20 protein-coding genes and 1 tRNA gene are annotated in these 20039 nt (G+C 70.0%); 10 read left to right on the top strand and 11 right to left on the bottom strand.

The window, feature by feature from the left end; translation table 11 throughout:
• The first annotated feature begins 7 nt into the window (after positions 1-7).
• Together D458_RS0115295 and D458_RS0115290 are read left to right on the top strand one after the other, a co-directional pair.
• Positions 8-844: a phosphoribosylaminoimidazolesuccinocarboxamide synthase gene (locus tag D458_RS0115295; protein ID WP_017587627.1), complete on the top strand. Its 837-nt coding sequence runs from the start codon at positions 8-10 to the stop codon at positions 842-844.
• Between the two features lie 2 nt (positions 845-846).
• On the top strand, positions 847-1071 hold the full coding sequence (locus tag D458_RS0115290; RefSeq protein WP_017587626.1) for a hypothetical protein: 225 nt from the start codon (positions 847-849) through the stop codon (positions 1069-1071).
• Positions 1072-1177: 106 nt separating this feature from the next.
• Here the strand turns inward: D458_RS0115290 and D458_RS36385 are convergent, their stop codons facing one another.
• Both D458_RS36385 and D458_RS0115285 read right to left on the bottom strand, forming a co-directional pair.
• Positions 1178-2392 carry a hypothetical protein gene (locus D458_RS36385; RefSeq protein WP_152521142.1) on the bottom strand — a complete coding sequence of 405 codons (1215 nt, stop codon included), beginning with the start codon at positions 2390-2392 and terminating at the stop codon, positions 1178-1180.
• A gap of 314 nt (positions 2393-2706) precedes the next feature.
• Positions 2707-3999, bottom strand: a complete 1293-nt coding sequence (locus D458_RS0115285; protein WP_017587625.1) for a nucleotide disphospho-sugar-binding domain-containing protein — start codon at positions 3997-3999, stop codon at positions 2707-2709.
• Positions 4000-4434: 435 nt separating this feature from the next.
• Between D458_RS0115285 and D458_RS0115280 the strand changes: the two genes are divergently transcribed.
• From D458_RS0115280 to D458_RS0115270, 3 genes are read left to right on the top strand one after another with little or no spacing between them, the layout of a single operon-like run.
• Positions 4435-5274, top strand: a complete 840-nt coding sequence (locus tag D458_RS0115280) for an ABC transporter ATP-binding protein (RefSeq protein WP_017587624.1) — start codon at positions 4435-4437, stop codon at positions 5272-5274.
• Positions 5271-6050 (top strand): ABC transporter permease, encoded by a 780-nt coding sequence (locus D458_RS0115275; RefSeq protein WP_017587623.1) that lies wholly within the window; start codon positions 5271-5273, stop codon positions 6048-6050. Before D458_RS0115280 ends, D458_RS0115275 begins: the two co-directional genes overlap by 4 nt.
• Positions 6051-6065: 15 nt before the next feature.
• Positions 6066-6860: a MerR family transcriptional regulator gene (locus D458_RS0115270; protein WP_017587622.1), complete on the top strand. Its 795-nt coding sequence runs from the start codon at positions 6066-6068 to the stop codon at positions 6858-6860.
• Positions 6861-6899: 39 nt separating this feature from the next.
• On the opposite strand, the gene D458_RS0115265 is transcribed toward D458_RS0115270, so the two are convergent.
• Both D458_RS0115265 and D458_RS0115260 read right to left on the bottom strand, forming a co-directional pair.
• Positions 6900-8291 (bottom strand): hypothetical protein, encoded by a 1392-nt coding sequence (locus D458_RS0115265; protein ID WP_017587621.1) that lies wholly within the window; start codon positions 8289-8291, stop codon positions 6900-6902.
• Positions 8292-8355: 64 nt separating this feature from the next.
• A complete protein-coding gene (locus D458_RS0115260; protein ID WP_017587620.1) occupies positions 8356-9465 on the bottom strand; it encodes an alcohol dehydrogenase catalytic domain-containing protein in 1110 nt (369 codons plus the stop codon).
• A gap of 169 nt (positions 9466-9634) precedes the next feature.
• Between D458_RS0115260 and D458_RS33565 the strand changes: the two genes are divergently transcribed.
• The gene (locus D458_RS33565; protein ID WP_017587619.1) at positions 9635-11332 is read left to right on the top strand and encodes a helix-turn-helix domain-containing protein; all 1698 of its coding nucleotides are present in this window, start codon (positions 9635-9637) and stop codon (positions 11330-11332) included.
• 81 nt (positions 11333-11413) lie between these two features.
• Here D458_RS33565 and D458_RS0115250 read toward each other — a convergent pair whose 3' ends face one another.
• The 3 genes from D458_RS0115250 to D458_RS0115240 all read right to left on the bottom strand — a co-directional run bounded on the left by D458_RS0115250 (position 11414) and on the right by D458_RS0115240 (position 14356).
• Entirely contained in the window at positions 11414-12601 is a 1188-nt protein-coding gene (locus D458_RS0115250) for an FAD-dependent monooxygenase (RefSeq protein WP_017587618.1), read from the bottom strand.
• A gap of 5 nt (positions 12602-12606) precedes the next feature.
• Positions 12607-13239 (bottom strand): TetR/AcrR family transcriptional regulator, encoded by a 633-nt coding sequence (locus tag D458_RS0115245; RefSeq protein ID WP_017587617.1) that lies wholly within the window; start codon positions 13237-13239, stop codon positions 12607-12609.
• 184 nt (positions 13240-13423) lie between these two features.
• Complete coding sequence (locus D458_RS0115240) at positions 13424-14356, bottom strand: PP2C family protein-serine/threonine phosphatase (protein ID WP_017587616.1); 933 nt, start codon at positions 14354-14356, stop codon at positions 13424-13426.
• 275 nt (positions 14357-14631) lie between these two features.
• Here D458_RS0115240 and D458_RS0115235 point away from each other — a divergent pair, with 275 nt between their 5' ends.
• Together D458_RS0115235 and D458_RS0115230 are read left to right on the top strand one after the other, a co-directional pair.
• Positions 14632-15114 (top strand): hypothetical protein, encoded by a 483-nt coding sequence (locus D458_RS0115235; protein ID WP_152521141.1) that lies wholly within the window; start codon positions 14632-14634, stop codon positions 15112-15114.
• A 55-nt stretch (positions 15115-15169) separates the two neighbouring features.
• On the top strand, positions 15170-15955 hold the full coding sequence (locus D458_RS0115230) for an alpha/beta fold hydrolase (RefSeq protein WP_017587614.1): 786 nt from the start codon (positions 15170-15172) through the stop codon (positions 15953-15955).
• Here the strand turns inward: D458_RS0115230 and D458_RS34870 are convergent.
• The 3 genes from D458_RS34870 to D458_RS0115215 form a co-directional block, all read right to left on the bottom strand.
• Entirely contained in the window at positions 15952-16470 is a 519-nt protein-coding gene (locus D458_RS34870) for a hypothetical protein (RefSeq protein ID WP_017587613.1), read from the bottom strand. The two genes, D458_RS0115230 and D458_RS34870, sit on opposite strands and share 4 nt — an antisense overlap.
• Positions 16471-16574: 104 nt before the next feature.
• Complete coding sequence (locus D458_RS0115220; protein WP_017587612.1) at positions 16575-17288, bottom strand: phosphotransferase; 714 nt, start codon at positions 17286-17288, stop codon at positions 16575-16577.
• Between the two features lie 40 nt (positions 17289-17328).
• Positions 17329-17736 carry an RNA-binding S4 domain-containing protein gene (locus tag D458_RS0115215; protein WP_017587611.1) on the bottom strand — a complete coding sequence of 136 codons (408 nt, stop codon included), beginning with the start codon at positions 17734-17736 and terminating at the stop codon, positions 17329-17331.
• Positions 17737-17835: 99 nt separating this feature from the next.
• Here D458_RS0115215 and D458_RS0115210 point away from each other — a divergent pair.
• Positions 17836-17910: transfer RNA gene (locus tag D458_RS0115210), tRNA-Asp, on the top strand.
• Positions 17911-17978: 68 nt separating this feature from the next.
• Entirely contained in the window at positions 17979-18710 is a 732-nt protein-coding gene (locus tag D458_RS0115205; protein ID WP_017587610.1) for an rRNA methyltransferase, read from the top strand.
• A gap of 99 nt (positions 18711-18809) precedes the next feature.
• Here D458_RS0115205 and D458_RS0115200 read toward each other — a convergent pair whose 3' ends face one another.
• A complete protein-coding gene (locus D458_RS0115200; RefSeq protein ID WP_017587609.1) occupies positions 18810-20003 on the bottom strand; it encodes an MFS transporter in 1194 nt (397 codons plus the stop codon).
• Positions 20004-20039: the final 36 nt, after the last annotated feature.

Here is a 20039-nt window from a genome sequence, read left to right as displayed (position 1 = left end):
GAGCGACATGGAACTGCTGCACTCAGGCAAGGTGCGCGACGTCTACGCCGACGGTGATGACCTCATCCTGGTGGCCTCGGACCGCGTGAGCGTCTACGACGTTGTTCTTCCCACCCCTGTCCCCGACAAGGGCAAGATCCTCACCCAGCTCTCGCTATGGTGGTTCGAGCAGCTCGCCGACGTGGTGCCCAACCACATCATCTCCGCCACCGACGTGCCCGAAGAGTGGGCCGGACGGGCCGTGCGCTGCCAGAAGCTCACCATGCTCCCCGTGGAGTGGATCGCCCGCGGCTACCTCGCGGGCCTGGGGCTCAAGGAGTACGAGAAGCAGGGCACCGTGTCGGGGATCAAGCTCCCCGAGGACCTGGTGGAGGCATCCAAGCTCCCCGAACCGATCTTCACCCCCACCACCAAGGCGACCGAGGGCCACGACGAGTTCATCACCTTCGCCGACGTGGTCGAGGAGATCGGCCAGGAGACCGCTGACCGCCTGCGCACGGTGACCCTGGACGTGTACAAGCGCGGCGCTGAGATCGCGGCTGAGCGCGGCATCATCATCGCTGACACCAAGCTGGAGTTCGGCCGTGCGGCGGACGGTACGCTCGTGCTCGCAGATGAGGTGCTGACCTCGGACTCGTCGCGGTTCTGGCCGGCGAACGACTGGCAGCCGGGCAGGCCCCAGCACGCGTTCGACAAGCAGTTCGTCCGGGACTGGTCCAGCACGGTCACCGACTGGGACCGCACCCCGCCCGGCCCCGAGATCCCGGATGAGATCGTGGAAGCGACCCGAGCCCGCTACATCGAGGTCTACGAGCGGATCACCGGCAAGCGCTGGGAGGCGTAAGCATGTATCAGAGCTACGACCGCAACAAGCTTGTGCGCCAGGTGCGGGAACTCCTGGAAAGCGAAGGGCTCGAACCGCTCGCTCAAGACGACCCGAAGCCGGAGCACGCCGCAATGCTGCTCCTGCGCTCCTTCGGTATCGAGCCCGTGGTCGACCACGTGGAAACCCTCAAGGGCGCGATGAACCGCACTTGGGAAGAAACTGACGACAGTAGATCAGGAAGATAACTCGGAGAGATGCAAGAGATTTGGGGGTTCGTGGAATTCGCCGCGAATCCCCAAAGCACTTTGATCATGGGAAGGTTGGATGATTGGCTCTCCCGGGGTGCATTAATCAGGGCTTCCGTGCTGTGTTCTCTTGGACCTTCTTTCTTATTTCTTCCATGGCCTCCGGTATGCTCTTAAATACGGGGGCATTGCCGTCTCTTTCTCCCCAGGATTTGCTGATGTAGTTGGTGGCCTTCCTTTCGGCGACTGTGACGTCAGCATAGGCTGAGGCAGGGCCCAGATATGTAACATCGATCAGATCATTTGTGGGCCACTTCTCCTGAGGATTTTTGAGCCTGGTCTCTAGTATGTCTGCAAAAAGGCCAATCGAAGGCATTTTTGCCATGTCTTCTCTGTGCTTGTGCTGAAACCAGTCTTCTAGTTGGCTCCTTGATATTCCGGCCAAGGCTGCGGCTATGGGAATTGAGTCGGTCAAGTCGGTCAGGGCGAACATCGTACTGTGCTCCTTCCTTGTCTTGGGGCTCAGTTTCATTTCTTTCATCTCTTTGGCTATGTTCTCGAATCTTCTTCCCCATTCTGTATCCGTAGGCTCTATCTTTTCCGGATCCAGCAGCGTTGAACAGAGGGATGAAGTGTGAATGAGGCATCTGTTGAGGTACTTCACCTCATCGGGGAGTGGCTGCTCTTCATATTCGTCCTCTTGTGTGTGTCCAAAGTCGTGATATATTCTTCCTGGTTTCAATGTGAAAGGGGTGATGTGATCGCGGGGTAGGCCCTTGTATCTCTCTTTGAATACCGAAACAAGCTCGACCACACGTATCGAGAGAGGGTGGACCATTTGCCATCCACGAGAGAGCTTCAGCATCGTCTTTGCCAGGTTTAATCTAGGTGCCTCGTAGAGGGCAGTTGTCTCCACTAGATGCCCAGCAGAAAGGGGAAGAACAACCTTTCCTGCACTTGCCAGTTCAGTGATCTCTTTGATATTTTCATGATCCTTTTTTGGAACTTTTTCTGGCATGTATTGGTATTTTGCCAAGGTGCTCCAGTGGCATTGATCCAGATAAACTACAGGCGCGGCAGGTATCGTCGCCGCTTCTTCGCTTATCGGGAGTAGGTTGTTGAATCTGAATCCGTCAAATAGAGTAAACTCCATCTCTCCTCTCCTGTGGTAGTAGCGCATCCTGTCAATTACCTTTTCTTCATTGTGGATTTCTCCCTCATTTGGAATTGTGTAGATGTTTCCCTTCTTGTCTTTTAGTCTTATTTTTTTACCCTTAATGTCGATCTCTGTATATTCTATTGACCTCTGAAATGGGGGCATGGGAACCTTTCTGGGTCGATTCTTTCTTGTAATTGCTGTGTTGCGTTGGGTAGTGATTCCTGCTTCGGGTGATCTTGCTGCGGCTAATATACGGCCAAGATCCCCTGTTCGATCCTGTGCTGGGAGGATCGCAGCAGGTCAAGGAGGGAGATCCGTGGGTCAGCGTGACCTACTGAAAAGCGGAAGGTCGGCGGTTCGACCCCGCCCCTAGCCACACAGAGACAGCACCGTGAAACGCCCCGCCACCTGGGAACAGGACGCGGGGCTTTTTCGTGTCCGGGGCCGGCCCGTGCGGGGCCCGGACCCAGCCCTATTCAGCCGTCGTTGTGGGGCGAGGCGCTCTCCGCCGCCGTCTCCTCCAGGAAACGCACCGCGCCGAGCACCCCCTCCTCCTCCCGCACCCGGGCCCCGATCCGCTCCGCGGTGGCGGCCATCCCCTGGTCGGAGACCGCGCGGCCGATCGCGGCGGCGAGTGACTCCTCGGTGAGGTCCTGGCCGCGCAGGGGCGGCGTGGCGACCCCGGTGGCGTGGGCCCGCTGGGCCCAGAACGGCTGGTCGCCCCAGAAGGGGCAGATCACCTGGGGGCGGTCGCCGGCCAGCGCCGCCCCGGTGGTGCCCGCGCCGCCGTGGTGCACCACGGCGGCGCAGCGCGGGAAGAGGCGTTCATGCGGTGCCTGGTCCAGGGCCAGGACGTCCTCGTGCGCGCCCTCCGGGGCGACGCCGCCCCAGCCCGTGGCGATGACCGCGCGTACACCGGCCCGCCGGGCCGCGCCCGTGAGCAAGCGCCACGAACCGGCCGGGTCCCTCGTGGGGGCGCTGCTGAACCCGATGAACACGGGAGCCTCACCCGCCCCGAGGAAGGCCTCCAGTTCCGGTGAGGGCGTCCAGGCCTCGTTCGGCGGCGGGAACCAGAACCCCGTCGTGCGCACGCCGGACGGGTAGTCGACCCCGTCGGGAAGCAGATGCCGGCTGAACGCCTGGAGGAGAGGCCCGCGGCCGTCGGGCAGGTCCGGCGGGCTGTGCCGGCCCGGGCGGCCCAGCCCGAGCCGCTCGCGGCGCAGGCGCAGCGCGGCACCGCGTTGGCCGCGCAGGGCCAGGGCGACCAACCGGTAGCTGAGCCCGTTGAGCGCGCCGGGCATCCAGCTCGGCCACGGTGCGCCCGGGGCGGGGAAGGCACGGGTGGGGATCCAGGACGGCTGCAACCCGACCGGCACGGCACGGGCCCCGAGATACTCGGCGATGTGCTGGCCGGGCAGACCCACGGTGTGGACCACGATGTCGGCACCGCTCTCGGCCGCGTCCGCGATGTCCTCGTAGACCTGGCCCGTCGCGTCCTTGATGCGTCGGAGCAGGCGAACCGTCTGCGCCGCGCCGCGCACCCCTCGAAGCCCGGTGTCCATGACACCTGCCAACTCCGGATCTCCCGTCAGCCCGGTGATCCCGTCGTCGGTGGGGTGGTAGTCGACTCCGTGCGCGGCGGCCAGTGGGGCGCAGTGGGAAGGGCCCGCGACGAGGGCCGTGTGCCCGGCGGCCTCCAGGGCCAGGGCCAGAGCCAGGAAGGGCTGGACGTCTCCGCGTGTGCCCTGGGTGAGGAGGAGCGCTCTCATGGCCGGGACCCTCTTTTCGGTGTCGGCCCCGGTGCGACCGGGCCGATCACGGGGCCGACGGTCTGCTGGTGGTGCTCGGGGGATGCCGGTACGGGCGTTCCCCGTCCTGAGGGTTCTCTACCCTCGTCGGCCGGGTCCGGCCCGTCAACAACGGATCTTCGTGGGTTTCGGGCGGTTCGGGCGCCGGGACACCTGGGGGAGCCGGCCGGACCGGGGGAGAGGAGGCGGTGGCTCCCGTTCCCGATGCGCCGAATCAGCGGCTTGACCTTGACCCTGGGTCAACCCTCCATCGTGGTCCCGAAGCCCCTTCGCGGAGAGCGGGGGCGGTTCGGATGGGAGACAGACGATGAGACCTTTCGGTGAGAGGGCTGCGGGCGGTCCGGCGGGGCCCCTGCGGCGAGGACACGTCCGCGCAGGGGACGGGGTGGTCTCCGCATGAGCACCCACGCGGTCACCGGACCCCCGATCAGCGCCAAGGGCCTGGAGAAGTCCTACAAGGACCTGCACGTGCTGCGGGGCGTGGACTTCGAGGTGGAGCGGGGGAGCGTCTTCGCGCTGCTCGGCTCGAACGGCGCGGGCAAGACCACCGTGGTGAAGATCCTGGCCACCCTGTTGAAGGCGGACGCCGGGACGGCACGGGTGAACGGTTTCGACGTCGCCGCCCAGGCGGGTGACGTGCGCGAGTCCATCAGCCTCACCGGCCAGTTCGCCGCGGTGGACGAGATCCTCACCGGCCGGGAGAACCTCGTCCTGGTCGGGAGGCTTCGGCACCTGCCGTCCCCGGGCGCGGTCGCGGACGACCTGCTGGCACGGTTCTCGCTGACCGGGGCGGCGGGTCGCAGGGTGGCGACGTACTCGGGTGGCATGCGGCGCCGCCTGGACATCGCGATGAGCCTGATCGGGGACCCGCCCGTCATCTTCCTGGACGAGCCGACCACCGGGCTCGACCCGCAGGCGCGCATCGAGGTGTGGGAGACGGTGAGGGGGCTGGCCTCGAACGGAACGACGGTGCTGCTCACGACCCAGTACCTGGAGGAGGCCGAACAGCTCGCCGAACGGATCGCGATCCTGCACCGGGGCCGCATCCTCGTCAACGGCACCCTCGCCGAGCTCAAGAAGCAGTTCCCGCCGGCCAGGGTCGAGTACGTCGAGAAGCAGCCCGCCCTGGAGGAGATCTTCCTCTCCCTCACCGGCGACGACGACAAGCACGCTGCCGGCACCGGCACGGGCACCGGCCCGTCAGCGGCGGCGCCGGCGAGGAAGGAACACGGATGAACACGAACTTCCTCGGTGACACCGCCACCCTCACCGGCCGCTCGTTGCGGCACATCGCGCGCAGTCCCGACACCATCATCACCACCGCGGTCATGCCGGTCGCGTTCATGCTGTTGTTCGTCTACGTGTTCGGCGGGGCGATCGACCTCGGGTCCGGATCCGGCACGGGCACCGCCGACTACGTGAACTACCTGCTGCCGGGCATCCTGCTGATCACGATCGCCTCCGGCATCGCCTACACCGCGTTCCGGTTGTTCCAGGACATGCAGGGGGGCATCTTCGAACGGTTCCAGTCGATGCCGGTCGCCCGGTCGTCCGTACTGTGGGCGCACGTGCTGACCTCGCTCGTGGCCAACCTGGTCTCGCTCGGCATCGTCGTGGGCGTGGCGCTGCTCATGGGCTTCCGCTCGGGGGCGGGCATCGGTGCGTGGCTCGCCGTGACCGGTCTCCTGGTCGTCTTCACACTGGCGCTGACCTGGATGGCCGTGATCCCCGGCCTGACCGCGAAGACGGTGGACGGGGCGAGCGCGTTCTCGTACCCGCTCATCTTCCTGCCGTTCCTCAGCTCGGCCTTCGTTCCGACGGAGTCGATGCCCGGCCCGGTCCGCTGGTTCGCCGAACACCAGCCCGTCACCTCCATCGTCAACACGATCCGCGACCTCCTCGCGCAGGAACCGGCGGGCGGGGACGCCTGGTCCGCCCTGGCCTGGTGCGTGGTCACCCTCGTCCTCTTCTACGCCCTCGCCATGGTGGTCTACCGGCGTAGGACCGGCTGAGGCAGTCTGGGATCCATGCTCACCATCAGCCAACTCGCCGCCTACACAGGGGTGACGGTGCGGGCCGTGCGCCACTACCACCGGATCGGACTGCTGGCCGAGCCCGCGCGCGACCGCTCCGGGTATCGGATCTACGGCGCGGACGCGGTCGTGCGGCTGATCCGTATCCGCACCCTGGCGGACGCCGGAGTGCCGTTGGCACGGGTACAGGGGCTCCTCGACGCCGGGGAGGAGGAGTTCCGCGACGGTGTCCGGGAGATCGACAAGGAGTTGCGCGCCGAGGCGCGTCGGCTGCGGAACACCCGCACGAGGCTCGCCAGGCTCGCAGCCGGAGACCACCTGGCGCTCCCGCAGGACGTGGTGGCCTACCTCGACCGGCTGCGTGGACTCGGCGTCGACGAGCGGTACATCGAGATGGAACGGGACGCCTGGATCATGATCGCGGGCCAGGTCCCGGACCGGATCGACGCCGTGATCGCCGAGAAGCACAGGGAACTGGACGATCCCGCCATGGTGGAGTTCTACCTGCTGGTGAGCGAGGCGCTCGACTGGTCGCCCGACGACCCGCGGATCGCCCGGATCGCCGACATCCTGGAGGAGTTGATGATGCGCGCCCTGGAATCCGGTGCGCTGCAGGACGACGGTTTGGACCAGGCCTTCGTCGACCTGATGGACTCCACCATGCTCGAATCCTCACCGGTCGCGGAACGGCTGCTGGCCATCCTGGAGGAGCGGGGCTGGAGGGGCTGGACGCGCGTCGAGCGCGCTCCCTCCGCGAAGTCCGGCGGCGCGCGCTCCGGGAACGGATGAGGCGGCGGCCCGGATCCCGTCCGGGCCGCCGCTTCCCGGTCAGTCCTTGACCGTGCTGTCGGGTGAGGGTCCGCCGTGGTTGATCACCCCGTCGTCCTCGCCGGAGAAGAACCGGCGCCCGTACACGAGCAGGCACAGGATGATGCCGACGGCGAAGCCCCAGGCGGCACCGTTCACCGCCAGGACGGCGCCGGTGACACCGGCGATGCCCAGATCGGTCCTGCTGCGTGCTTCGAGGATGCCGACCTTGACGCTCACGAAGCCCTGGATGATGAGGGTGAGGGCCAGCGCCACGCCGAGGACGGGTTCGACGAGCGAGACGATCGGCAGCAGCCACAGGCCCGTGTTGGTGCCCCAGCGGAACGAGCCGACGCCGCCGAAGATCGACCGCATGGCGTCGCGGCCCCTCTTGTACCGCTCGGAGATCGCCACCTGCATGGCCGCCCACAGCGGCCCGCACATGGTCACGTCCGGGCCGATGACGCCCATGACGGCGTTGCGCGCACCGAAGATGATGTGGGCGCGGTTCGGGTTGTAGCGCACCTTCTCGTCGGGGCGCTCCTCGGCGGCCTCGTCGATGACGGCGCGCGCCTGCAGCACGTCACCGAAGACCACGATGTAGGCCGCGGCCACGGTGGGGATCGCGGTGAGCAGCATCATCGCCGGGGGGATGCCGACGCCGAAGACGGTGTACTCCGTCCACAGGGTCACGAAGTCGGGTGTGGCCAGCCCCCACTCCAGGGTCGGCCAGGGCGCCTCACCGAAGAGCGGGGCGACGACGACGGCGAGCAGGATGCACGGGAGGATGCCGAGGCTGCCGATGAGGCGCAGCACCCTGCTGTGCCTCTGCGCGGCGGCGAAGCCCTTCGAGTAGAGCAGGAGGAAGGCCAGGCCGACGGCGATCGAGATGGTCCACGGGAAGGTCTCGAACCGGCCGCCCGCGGCGAAGACGCTCTGGACGGCGGCGAACCCCGCGCCCACGACGATGCCCGCGCGCAGGGCGTTCGGGATGAAGCGGACCACCTTCGAGGCCAGACCGGTCACCCCCAGTGTGATCGACAGCGCCGCGAGCACGAGTTGGAAGGCGATGAGCGCCTGGACCCGTTCCGGGCCCTCGGGGAACTGCTGGCAGTAGACCATCAGCAGCGGGACGGCCGGGGTGATCCAGCCGGGCACGACCGGGTCGCCCAGCAGGTGGTGCAGGAGGTAGAGCAGGCCGTTGAGGACGACGACCGCGAGCGCCGCCTCGAACGGCATCCCGAGGAGTTCGGTCAGCAGTGGGATCGCGGACAGGTCGACCGCGCACATGACGAGGCCCTGGGTGTAGTCCTGCCACTGGAACTTGTAGTGCACGAAGGGCAGGCGGACCTCGAACGGGCCCGCCTTCCAGTGCGGTGAGGCCGCGTCCGGCTCGGCGGGTGTCTGACTCATTGACCCTTGCTTTCGTGATCCCCGGTCACGGAGGTGTCCGGGTCGGTGTCTGCTCGGAACCCGGTTACTCGTCGAAGACGATGACCTGGCGGACGGCCCTGCCCTCGGCGAGCTCGTCCATGGCCTGGTTGATCTCGTCCAGGCGGATCCGACGGCTGATGAGGTGCTCCACGGGCAGTCGGCCCTCGCGCCACCACTGGGCGAACTTCGGGATGTCGCGCGCGGGCACGGCCGATCCCAGGTAGGAGCCGATCACGGTGCGCGCCTCGGCGGTCATCGTGAGCGGCGAGAGCCGCGCCGTGGCGGTCGGGCTCGGCAGGCCGACGGTCACGGTGCGGCCGCCGGGGGCCGTGGCGCCGAACGCGGTTTCGAAGGCGCGCGGGTTTCCGGCGCACTCGATGGTGTGGGAGGCCCTGACCCCCTGCTCCGCCACCTCGTCCGGGGTGTAGGCGTGGGAGGCGCCCAGCGTCCGCGCCAGCTCCAGCTTCTCGGGCAGCGTGTCGACGGCGATGACGTCGCCGGTCCCCTGCGCCACAGCGGCCAGCAGCGCGGCCATGCCGACGCCGCCCAGGCCCACGATCATGACGCTCTCGCCCTCCGCGGGGCGCACGGCGTTGAGCAGCGCGCCGCCTCCCGTGAGCACGGCGCAGCCGAGGACCGCGGCGATCTCGGCCGGCACGTCGTCGTCGACCGGGACGAGGGAGGCGCGGTCCACGACGGCGTGGGTGGCGAAGCCGGAGACCCCGAGGTGGTGGTGGACGGTCTCGCCGTCGCGGGTCAGGTGGCGCGAGCCGTGCAGCAGCCGGCCCTCGTTGTTGGCGGCGCTGCCGGGCGAGCAGGGGAGCCGGCCGTCGGTACGGCAGCCGTCGCACTCGCCGCAGCGCGGCAGGAAGGTCATCACCACACGGCGGCCGACGGCGACGTCGGTCACTTCGGAGCCGACGGCCTCGACCCGGCCGGCGGCCTCGTGGCCGAGCAGCATCGGGACCGGGCGGACGCGGTTGCCGTCCAGCACCGACAGATCGGAGTGGCACACACCGGCCGCCTCGATCCGCACCCGGACCTCGGTCGGGCCGGGGTCGGCGAGCTCCACCCCGGCGACGGTGATGGGCTTCGACTCCGCGTACGGGCGCTGCCGTCCGATCTCTTCCAGTACCGCACCGGTGATCTGCACCGTCGTCCGTCCTTCCTTGTCGGCCCACACCTTGGTGGCCCACGGGGTCGAGGGATCCGGGCAGGGACACCGAGAGAAGTGGCCTGACCAGGAAACTTACCGAAACCTAACGTGCCGGTGACGTGAGCCACGATGTGCTGGAGTCCATTGGTCGGCCTACGCTGTGTGCATGTCGAACACTCTGAGGCGCTCGCGTGAGGACCTGCTGAGGGTCCTCCTCGACACGGCCACGGACCTCACTGCGCTACGGGACGTGGAGGCCGTACTCCAGGCGATCGTGCGCCGCACGCGCGCCATCGTCGGCGCGGACATGGCCTACATCAGCCTCAACGACCCCGAGCGCGGGGACACCTACATCCGCCAGTCCGACGGCGTCACCACACCCGCCTACCGGGCCCTGCGCATGCCGCTCGGGGTCGGGGTGCTGGGGCAGGTGGCGACCGGCCTGGCACCCTTCCAGACCTCGGAGTACCTGGACGACGCCTCGGTCGTCCACGACCCCGAGGTGGACGAGATCGTGCGGGCCGAGGCGGTGGAGACGATCATGGGCGCGCCGCTCACCGTGGCGGGCCGCGTGATCGGCGCGCTCATCGTGGCCGAGCGCCGGTCCCGCCGGTTCGAGCCGGAGGAGGTGAGCTGTGTCGAGTCGATCGCCAAGCAGGCGGCGGTCGCGATCGACAACTCGCTGCGCTTCGAGGAGCTGGCCCGCCAGGCCGAGCTGCTCAACGCGGAGCACCGGCGCAGCGCCGCCGAGCTGCAGCTGGCCACCCGGATGCTGGAGCTCGACCGCAGGCTCCTGGACGCGGTGATGGTCTCACCTGACGTCAGACGCGTGCTCACCATCGGACGAGGGGCCCTCGACGACGACCTGTACCTGAGGGATTCCTCGGGCGCGCTGCTGGCCGCGACCGCGGACCCGGCCGCGGCGGACGAGGTACCCGAACCCGGTACCGCCGTCGCGATCACCGCGGCGGCCGAGACCCTCGGCACCGTGCACACGGGCTCGGTCCTGGACGCCGACGGCAGGGCGCTGTTGGAGAGGGTCGCCGTGCACGCGGCGCTCGCCCTGCTCTTCGCGCGTGCGGAGGAGGACGCCGACCTGCGCGGCCAGTACGAGCTGATCGACGAACTGCTCTCCGGCACCGACCTCCCGCACGACCGGCTGGAGCGGCGGATGCGCAGGTGGGGGTTGCGCGCCGACGACCGCCTCTGGTGCGTGGCCCTGGACGTGCCGCTCGCGGACGCGCGGCGGTACCAGCAGGTCCTGCGCTCCGCTGTCGGGCGGACCGTGATGACGGTGCATTCCGACCATCTGTGCCTGCTCACCGCCTCACCCGAGTGGGAGCGCCGGCTGCGCGCGACGTTCGCGAGCCACGGCTGGCCGCTGCGCGCGGGCTCCGCCGGGCCGGTCGCGGCTCCGGGGGAGCTGCCCGACGCGCACCGGAGGGCGTCCCTCGCCCTCGGCTCACTCATCACCCTCGACCGGGACGGCGTGCTGGACGGCGACCACCTGGGCATGGTCCACGCGCTCCTGGACCTGGCCCGCTCCGGCGGCCTCCCGCGGTCGCTCACCCGCGCCGTCGACCCGCTGCTGGCCTACGACGACGAGCGCGGCGCCGATCTGGCCCGTACCGCCTTCTACTACCTGGAGACCGACGGCAGTGTCGCGCGGGTCGCCGAACTCCTGCATCTGCACCGCAACACCGTGCGGCAGCGGCTCACCCGGATCGGAACGCTGCTCGGCCCGGGGTGGGACGCCTCTCCGCGCCGCTTGGAGACGCATCTGGCGCTGCACGTGCGCGACGCCCAGGTCGGGCTGCGCCGACCCGTGGGCGCCTCTCCGACCCCCTCCGGGCGCCCCCGTTGACGTGCTCCGTCCGAAAGGGCGGTCCACGGAGCCTTCCTGCGGTCCGCTCCGCCACCCGCCCGGGCAGAGGATCGGCCGGTGTCAGCCGCGGATCTGGAGGCGGCGCTGGAGGAACCGGCTCATCAGCGGGTTCGAGGCCATGCGCAGCGGCAGGTCGCGCAGCCACAGCCGGAACGGGTCCTTCGGCGCGTACAGCCCCTTGACCTGGCGGCCCAGGCGCTGCTTGCGCTCGGCCTCCGGGCGGATCCGGCCCTCCCAGGCGGCCAGGGCCGCCGGGATGTCGTCCGGGTGCTCCTCCAGGGCGGTGCCCAGGGCGTCCGCGCCGCCGACGGCCAGGGCCGAGCCGTATCCGGCGAAGAGGGTCACGCACCAGGCGGCGTCACCCAGCAGGACCACCCGGCCGCGGCTCCATCCGTCCACCTCCATCTGGCTGACGGTGTCGAAGTACACGTCCTCGGCGGCGGTGAGCTGGTCCAGCACCTGGGGCGCCACCCAGCCCATGTCCCCGTAGGCGCGCGGGATCGCGGTGTGCGGGCCCTCGGCGAGTTCGCGGTCGGACTCCTCCGAGCGGTAGCCGAAGAACGCCGCGGCCCCGTTCTCACCCAGGTCGATGACGGCCAGGGTGCGGCCGGTGTCGGTCACCGAGGCGGTGGCGCCGGGCTCCAGGCCCTCGGGCAGGCGGTCGAGCATGAACACGCCGACCATGTGCCGCAGGTCGCGGCGGTACTCCGACTCCGGGCCGAAGACCTGGGAGCGGGTGGTCGAGTGCAGTCCGTCGGCGCCGATGAGCAGGTCGGCGGTGGCCTCGGTGCCGTCGCTGAGCGTGGCGCGCACGCCGTCGGCGTACTGGTCGACGCGCTCGACGGTGGTGCCGAAGGTGATCTCGGCGTGGTCGCGCACCTTCTGGTGGAGCACGTCCTCGATGTCGCCCCGCAGCAGGTTGAGGTTGCGCTCCCCCGACATCGCCCGCACGGTCGGGCCGGGCACGGAGAACGAGTCGGCCCCGTTCTTCTTGACGTAGACCAGGGTGTCCGGGGTGATGTGCCGGTCGAGCAGGTCGGGTAGGACGCCCATCCGCTCGGCGGCGTCGTAGCCGATTCCCGCGAAGGAGACGGCGTACCCGCCGCCGCGGCGCCGGGCGGCGCGCTCGACGATCCGCACGCGCCAGCCCGCCTGGTGCAGGCGCAGCGCCGCGGCCAGGCCGGCGATGCCTCCGCCGACGATGAGAGCGCTCCTGGTGTCCGACGGTGAGGTGCCGTTGGCGGTCATGGCGGTCAGTCCTTCCGGGGGGTGAGTCCCGCGGCGACGATGTCGACCAGCAGGTCCTGGATCTGGGGGAGGAGGGCGGGGTCTCCGAGGAGCTCCCGGTTGATCGGCAGCACGAGGACCGCCTGGATCACGCCGACGATCACCGCGGGGTCGTGGTCGGGGAGGTCGCCCTCCGTCTGGCGGTGGGTGATGAAGTCCACGAGTGCCCGGGCCGGGTTGTCGGGCGAGGCGGTGAAGGCGGAGACGGCCGAGGGGTCGGCGGTGCCGAGCCTTCGCATGACGGCCGCCATCTCCTCGGGATGGGTCATGAGGCGCCGGTAGAGCGGGTCGGAGTCCAGTCGGCGGAGGGTGGCGTGCAGGAAGCGGCGCAGCCCTTCGCGGACGTCCTCCGTGCTGAGCAGGGCCTCGTCGACGACCTCACGCTTGACGGCGGCTGACTGCCGCATCATCAGCTCCAGGTAGAGGGCCTCCTTGGCGGCGAAGAACTGGTAGAAGCTGCTCTTGGCGATGCCGGTGCCGCTGACCAGGTCCTCCAGGGAGGTCTTGCGCAGGCCTTGGGTGGTGAACAGTCGTTCCCCGTTGGTGAGCAGCAGCTCGGTGATCCGGGTGCGTTCGGCCTCTGTGAAGGCGGCGGGCATGGCCGGTCCCCTCTTCTCGGTCTCGGCGGCGGAACCCCCGCCGTCTTGAATCTATTTGAACAGATTGAATTTTTGTTTTCAAGAGGTCGGGGGAAGTAACCTTCCGCGGTGCCGGACGTCCTCTCGGTGACGGTGTGCGCCGGGTGGGGCCCGGTCTCCGGCGGCCCCGCACCCCGGCCGGGTCTCACCAGGTGACGCCGTGCCAGCTCACGTGGTGGTCGGTGTGGTCGGAGTCCTTCGTGCACCAGTAGGTGGTGCCGTCGCGCAGGAGGAAGCGGTCGCAGGCGATCCCGGCGGCGCGGTCCTCGGCGAGGGTGCGCAGCAGGTACTCCGAGTCCTCGGGGAGGTGGGCCCCGAAGCCCGTCCCGCCGAAGCCCTCCAGGCCGTCCAGGAGGCGTTCCTGCCGCGTCCGGTGGCAGCCGGGGCCGGTCGGCCGCGGGGGCAGCCCGATCACCAGGGCGGTGGCGTTGTCGGTGCTCTCCGCCTCGCGGGCGGCGTCCACCAGGACCCGCACCAGGGTGTCGGGGTCGTGGGCGTGTTCGGCGACGAGTTCGGCCAGCAGCCGCCGGTCCACGTAGTCATGGATGCCGTCGCAGGTGAACAGGGTGAGGTCGGCCGCGGGTGCGGTGGCGGTGCCGACGTCGTCGAGGGCGGCGGTGGCCACGGAGGTGGTGACCGCGTGGTCGCCGATCCGGGCGAGGTCCTCCGAGACCCGCAGGTCGCGCAGCTCCTGCCCGTGGGTGTGGTCCCGGGTGTGCTGGCGCAGCCCTCCCCCGGGACTCCAGGTCCAGACCCGGCAGTCACCGACCCACGCGATGTCTATGGGGTCGTCGGGGGCGTCCTGGCGGGCGTGGGCCAGCACGCAGTCGGTTCCGGGGTGGGTCAGGGTGATCGCCCGCGCGGCGGCCAGGACGGCGTCCAGGGCCTCACCCGGTGCGGCGGTGGCGGTGTCCGCGGCGAGCTGGGCGGCCTCACCGGTGTCGGGGTGGTCGCCGAACCCGTCGGCCACGGTGGCCCGCCAGCCGCCGGAGTCGGGTTCGAACCGGTGGGAGCAGGCGTCCTGTTGGCTCGGCCGAGGGCCCTGATCGCTGTCGGTGGCGATGACGGGGGAACTCATGCGCGCTCCTTCGGCCGGGTCGTGTGGGCCCCACCCCGCAGACGATGGGACCTGGGGAGATGCTCGGAGCCCAGGGTTTGGTTCGCGGAGCGAGGTCACGAGAGATCACGAACGGGAGGGCATCGGCCCGGGGCGCGGAGCGAACCGGCCCGCCGCGGCCGGTGTCTACCCCTGTGTTCCTTTTCCCACCGCGACAGGAGGCTCCCTTGCCACAGGAAAACTCAGACGTAGTCGGTGATGTCGCGAAGCTCCGGAAGCGGTTGCATCTTCTGGAGATGCGCGTCGAGCACGACAGGACGGACGCCCCTGCGGATCGGGCCCGGACGGCGGCCTACGCCGCTGGCGCGATCTCCCTGTTCCTGTGTATGGCGCTGCCGTGGGTCCGCAGCGGGGGAGGGGTGCGCTTCTGGGAGGAGGGCGAGGTCAGCGCGCAGCCGCTGGACGGCTATGCCACCGGCTGGCTCCTGTTCGGCGAAGCCGTGGGAGAGGCCCAGTGGCTGTTCATGCTCGCCTTCGCGGCGCTCGTGGTCCTGTTGTGCCTTTCGCTGGCCTGTCTCCGGGGCGCGTCCAAGGGCGTGCTGGTGACGACCGGAGTCCTGTCCTACCTGACGCCGGTCCTGTACTTCTTCGCCTGGCTCCCGTCGCTGTCCCCCACCAGTGTGTCCGCGGGGTCCGGGGTGTTCGTCATGGTCGTGGCGTGCGCGGTGATCGGTCTGAGCGCCAACAAGGAGATCAGGGAGGGCCACTACAAGACGTAGAGCCTCCGGCCCCGACTCGGTGGGGCGCCTGGTTTGTCGGGTAGTGTCCGTTGGCGTGAACCACGCGACCGCCGCTGACGGAACCCGGATCTGGTACGACGTCCATGGCGCGGGAGAGACCCTGCTGCTCGTCCACGGACAGTCCCTCGACCACGAGATGTGGGAGGGGGTGTACGAGGACCTCGCCGAACACCACCGGGTGGTGCGCGTGGACCTGCGCGGTACCGGCGGCAGCGACGCGCCCCTCGACCGGGCGTACAGCATGGAGCTGCTGGCCCGGGACGTCCTCGCGGTCCTGGACGACCTCGGAGCCGGACGCGCGCACGTCTACGGTTTCTCCATGGGCGGGAAGGTCGCCCAGACCCTCGCCTCGATCGCTCCCGAACGGGTCGGCGCCCTCGTGCTCGGTGCCACCGCGCCCGGCGGAGAACACGAGGTCGAGCGCCCCCGGCACGCGTCCCTCGCGCTGCGCAAGGCCAGTGGCGAGGAGGGACGCGCCCTGATCGGTCCGCTCTTCTACACACCGGAGTGGGCCGAGGCGAACCCGGAGGCGGTCACCCGCGTCCTGCCCCGCAACCCGCTGCGCGCCCAGCGCCGCCACTACGAGGCCAGCCTCAAGCACGACGGCTGGGACCTGCTGCCCCGTATCCAGGCGCCGACGCTGGTGGTGCACGGCGAGGACGACGAACTCACCCCGGTGGCCAACGCCGAGCTGCTCGCCGGGCGCATCCCCGGTGCGGAGCTGTTGTCCCTGCCCGGGGCCCGCCACGGCTACCTGCACGAGGCCGCGCCCAAGGCCACCGAGGCGGTCCTGTCCTTCCTGGCCCGCCACCCGCTCTAGGGAGCGTTCCGCCCAGGCCTGGCGGCTCCGGATCGGTTCCGGGCGCGGAAGAAGGCGTTGGCGTCGGGCCGGAACATCAGCACCAGCCCGACGGCCACCGCGACCAGGTGCAGGGTGCGCAGCACCGCGATCGCCACGAACTGCGGGGTCGGTTCCGGGAGCCCGTCGATCGCCTCGCCCTGCAGCAGCCAGCCGACCGGCTCGGAGACGAGACTGAGCGTGCCCACGATCCCGAGCCCGAGAGCCAGTGCCCAGCGGGCCCAGCGGTGTCCCCGGTGGAAGAACGCGACCACGGCCAGGACCACGGCGTAGACCAGCGCGCGCACGCCCAGGCCGGGCAGCAGCTCCTCCCAGGGGACGCCTTCGGCCAGCAGGCCCCGCGCGAACACGGCTGCCTCGGCTGCGCCCAGGGCCACGGCGCCCGTCCAGACCGCGGTGGCCGCGCGTACCGCTCCGGGGCGGTCGGGCCCCTCCAACGCGGCGAGCCGTCTGCGCTCCTGCGTCTCCTGTGCCATGTTGCGGCCTCACTTTCCGTCGCGGTGTCGGTGGTGAGGCCGATTCTGCCGGGCCGGCCGGGTGGATCTCGGGTGTGCGAGGACGCGGTTCCGAGAGGGTCCGGTCACCCCCGGGCCGGGGGTGCGTCCACCTCCGTCGACCCGTCCTCCGGCCGGGTCCGCGCGGCCCGGGCCCGGCGGACGAGGTCCGCGGCGCGGGGGAGCAGGGCGACCTCCTCCTCGGTGAGGTTGGGGTCGTCGGCGCGCAGCGCGACCACCTCGTCGACGAGCCGGGTCGGGTCGCCCTTGACGTGCCCCGCGTAGGGCTCCAGGCACGCGGCGGCCAGCCGGGCCAGGGGCGGCGGTCCGCTCTCGCCGATCAGGGCCAGCAGCAGCGCGGTCAGTGCCAGGTCCAGGTCCGGGTCTCCGTCGCGGGCGTTGGTCCAGTCGATCACCACCGGGCCCTTCGGTGTGAGGACGACGTTGCCCGGGTGCAGATCCATGTGCAGGAGGCGGCCGCCGGCACCGCCCGGGCGGGGCGGAAGGGCGTGGAGGCGTTCGTGGAGCTCCGCGAGGACCCGGCTCGCCTCCTCGGGCGTGATCTGCCCGTCCAGGGAGGCGTCGAGCATCGTGGGGCCGTACAGGCGCTCCATCTCCAGCTCGCTGCCCTCGGCCCGGTGCACCTCGGGTACGGGGAAACCGTGCGCTGCCGCGTGCTCCATGGCGGCGGCCTCGGGGGCGGTGTCGCAGAAGTACCGGTAGCGGCGCAGCACCCGGTGCTCGTCCAGGGCGAACACCTCCGCGTCGCGTCCGGAGGCCAGAGGGGAGGGGAGGGCCACGGAGGGCTCCTGGTTCTGTTGTGGGGGGTGCCGCGAGGACTCAGGCCTGGGGCGGGAAGTCCGTGCGGAGTTTCTCCAGCTGGCGCCGGTCCCGCTTGGTGGGGCGGCCAGCGCCGCGGTCCCGCCGGATCACCGGCGCGGTGGCCTGCGCCGGCTGGGCGGGGGTGCGGTCGACGTAGCAGCGGGCGGCGACCGGGGCGGCGACCCGCTTCAGAATGACGTGGCTCACGTCGATGATGCGCGTGGTGCCGTGCAGGCGGACCCTGACCTGGTCGCCGGCCTTGACCGTCGTGGCCGGTTTGGCCGGGCGGTCGTTGACCCGCACGTGCCCGCCGCGGCAGGCCTGGGCTGCGTCGGCGCGTGTCTTGACGAGGCGTACCGCCCACAGCCAACGGTCGACCCGCGTGGAGTCCGGGCCGGAGGGAAGGGGGGCGGACGAGTCGCTCACGCAGGGGTCCTCTCGTGGTTTCGGATGCGTCGTGAACCACTCTATTTCGGCGAAGGTGCGAAGTACTCCGAAGTCGCGCTAGAGTTGTACACGCAACGAGGTCCTGTGGAGCAGTTAGGAGTGCTCGCCACCCTGTCAAGGTGGAGGCCGCGGGTTCAAATCCCGTCAGGACCGCATCATCGAAGGCCCGGTGTCCCAGACACCGGGCCTTCGGCGTTGTCGGGGAAACGAGAGGGACGGTTGTGAGCTACCGGTACGCCACCGAGCGTACGGACCACTCGGCGTTGGCGAGCGGACAGGTGTTGCGGTCCGCGCCCGGCTACCCGGGCTTTCCCGTGAGACTGGCGAGTGAGCTCCTCCAGCGGGCGATGGTGCACGTCGAGGGCGACCGGGTGCGGCTGTGGGACCCCTGCTGCGGCAGCGGTTACCTCGTGGCGGTGCTGGGCCTGCTCCACCGGGACCGGCTGACGCACGTACGCGCCACGGACGTGGACGAGGACGCCGTGGGCATCGCCGCGCGCAACCTGGAGCTGCTGACCGGGGCGGGGCTGGCCGAGCGGGAGCAGGAGCTGCGCCGTTCGGCGCGGGACTTCGGCCGGGTGGCGTTCGTGGAACGGGCCGAGGCCGCCCGCGACCTGGCCGCCGGCCTGGCCGCCATGGGCGGTGACCTCCCGCACGACTCCGCGGTCGCCGACGTCTTCGGACTGACCGAACCGGTCGACGCCGACCTCGTGGTCACCGACGTCCCCTACGGGGAGATGACCCACTGGGAGGGCGGGGCCCCGGAGGAGGATCCGATCCGGGGACTGCTCGCCTCGATGGGCCGGGTCCTGCCCCGGCGCGCGGTGGTGGTCGTGACGGCGCGGACGCGCCGGGTGCCGCTGCCGGAGGGGGTCAGGGCGCTGGAGCGGGTCAAGGTCGGCAACCGCTCGGCGGTCCTGGTCCGGGCCCGGGACCTCGCCGCGGCCCTGTGACCGTGTCGCCCTGTGACCGTGCCTTTCCGGAGAGCTGGTCCCGGCGCCGGGCCCTGTCCACAGGCTGTGGACAGGGCCCGGACTCGTCGGGAGAGCGGGTCAGGTGACGTCGCGGAAGGCGCGTGAGGTGTACAGGGCCACGACGAGCGCGACCACGGCCAGCAGGACGAAGCCCAGCGTGTAGGCGCCCGTGGCCTGGTAGACCACGCCCATGAGCAGAGGCGGGAAGTAACCGCCGAGACCGCCCGCGGCGCCCACCAGGCCGGTGACCGTACCCACCCGGGACGGGTCCACGAGCTTGGCGACCAGGGCGAACACCGCGCCGGTGCCCAGGCCCAGGGACAGGGCGATCAGGACGAACGACAGCCCGGCGGGGAACTCCGCGGGCGGGTGCAGCGCCAGCACGACGGCGAAGGCGCAGGTGCCGAAGAAGGAGATCAGGCAGACCTTCACCGGACCGATCCGGTCCGACAGGATGCCGCCGACCGGGCGGGCGACGACCGCTGCCATCGCGAACCCGGCGGTGCGCATGCCCGCGTCGGTCTGGGCGTAGGCGTAGGCGGTGGTCAACAGGGTCGGCAGGTAGGTGGAGAAGGCCACGAAGCCGCCGAAGACCAGCGCGTACAGGGCGGACGCCTGCCAGGTCGCCTTCAGTCCCAGGGCCTCGCGCATGCGGGGCAGCGCCGGTTCGGTCCGCGGTTTCCAGGTGGGCGAGTTCCGGGCGAAGGACCACATGACGGCGCCCATCGCGGCCAGCGCCGCGCACATCAGCAGGTGTGTGGTGAAGACCCCCATGGCCTCCACCAGGCGCGGGGTGAGGAAGGCCGACAGCGCGGTGCCGCCCATGCCCGCGCCGAACACACCCGTGGCGAACCCGCGCCGGTCGGCCTGATACCAGGCGTTGACGAACGGGATGCCGATCGCGAACGAGGTGCCCGCGATCCCGAGGAAGAAGCCCCAGAGCAGCAGCATCCCGTACGAGGACGCGGACAACCCGACCAGGAAGGTCGGGACGATGCTGAGGAAGCAGATGGCCGTGAACATCACCCGGCCGCCGTAGCGGTCGGTGAGGGTGCCCACCGGGATGCGTCCGAGGGAGCCCACCAGTACGGGGAAGGCCACCAGGACCGACGTCTGGGTCGGTGTCAGGCCCAGGTCCTCGCTGTAGCTCCGCGACAGCGGGCCGATCAGGTTCCAGGCCCAGAAGGTCAGCGTGAACGCCGCCGTCGCGAGGGCGAGGTTGCCGCCCGCGGTTCCCGGCCGGGTGGCCCGCTCCCCAAGTTCCGCACGCATTACGGCTCCTTCTCTGTCGGTCTGCGGAGATTGTCG

The sequence above is a fragment of the Nocardiopsis ganjiahuensis DSM 45031 genome, from assembly GCF_000341085.1.
GTDB lineage: Bacteria > Actinomycetota > Actinomycetes > Streptosporangiales > Streptosporangiaceae > Nocardiopsis > Nocardiopsis ganjiahuensis.
The sequence above is the reverse complement of the archived record's forward strand: the minus strand, read 5'-3'. Positions and strand labels throughout refer to the sequence as shown.

Coding starts and splice junctions, on each gene's coding strand:
- D458_RS34870 (WP_017587613.1), bottom strand. CDS start 16,470: ATGGCACAGGAGACGCAGGAGCGCAGACGGCTCGCCGCGTTGGAGGGG.
- D458_RS0115275 (WP_017587623.1), top strand. CDS start 5,271: ATGAACACGAACTTCCTCGGTGACACCGCCACCCTCACCGGCCGCTCG.
- D458_RS0115270 (WP_017587622.1), top strand. CDS start 6,066: ATGCTCACCATCAGCCAACTCGCCGCCTACACAGGGGTGACGGTGCGG.
- D458_RS0115295 (WP_017587627.1), top strand. CDS start 8: ATGGAACTGCTGCACTCAGGCAAGGTGCGCGACGTCTACGCCGACGGT.
- D458_RS0115290 (WP_017587626.1), top strand. CDS start 847: ATGTATCAGAGCTACGACCGCAACAAGCTTGTGCGCCAGGTGCGGGAA.
- D458_RS0115285 (WP_017587625.1), bottom strand. CDS start 3,999: ATGAGAGCGCTCCTCCTCACCCAGGGCACACGCGGAGACGTCCAGCCC.
- D458_RS0115245 (WP_017587617.1), bottom strand. CDS start 13,239: ATGCCCGCCGCCTTCACAGAGGCCGAACGCACCCGGATCACCGAGCTG.
- D458_RS0115200 (WP_017587609.1), bottom strand. CDS start 20,003: ATGCGTGCGGAACTTGGGGAGCGGGCCACCCGGCCGGGAACCGCGGGC.
- D458_RS0115280 (WP_017587624.1), top strand. CDS start 4,435: ATGAGCACCCACGCGGTCACCGGACCCCCGATCAGCGCCAAGGGCCTG.
- D458_RS0115265 (WP_017587621.1), bottom strand. CDS start 8,291: ATGAGTCAGACACCCGCCGAGCCGGACGCGGCCTCACCGCACTGGAAG.
- D458_RS36385 (WP_152521142.1), bottom strand. CDS start 2,392: ATGCCCCCATTTCAGAGGTCAATAGAATATACAGAGATCGACATTAAG.
- D458_RS33565 (WP_017587619.1), top strand. CDS start 9,635: ATGTCGAACACTCTGAGGCGCTCGCGTGAGGACCTGCTGAGGGTCCTC.
- D458_RS0115250 (WP_017587618.1), bottom strand. CDS start 12,601: ATGACCGCCAACGGCACCTCACCGTCGGACACCAGGAGCGCTCTCATC.
- D458_RS0115240 (WP_017587616.1), bottom strand. CDS start 14,356: ATGAGTTCCCCCGTCATCGCCACCGACAGCGATCAGGGCCCTCGGCCG.
- D458_RS0115235 (WP_152521141.1), top strand. CDS start 14,632: ATGCGCGTCGAGCACGACAGGACGGACGCCCCTGCGGATCGGGCCCGG.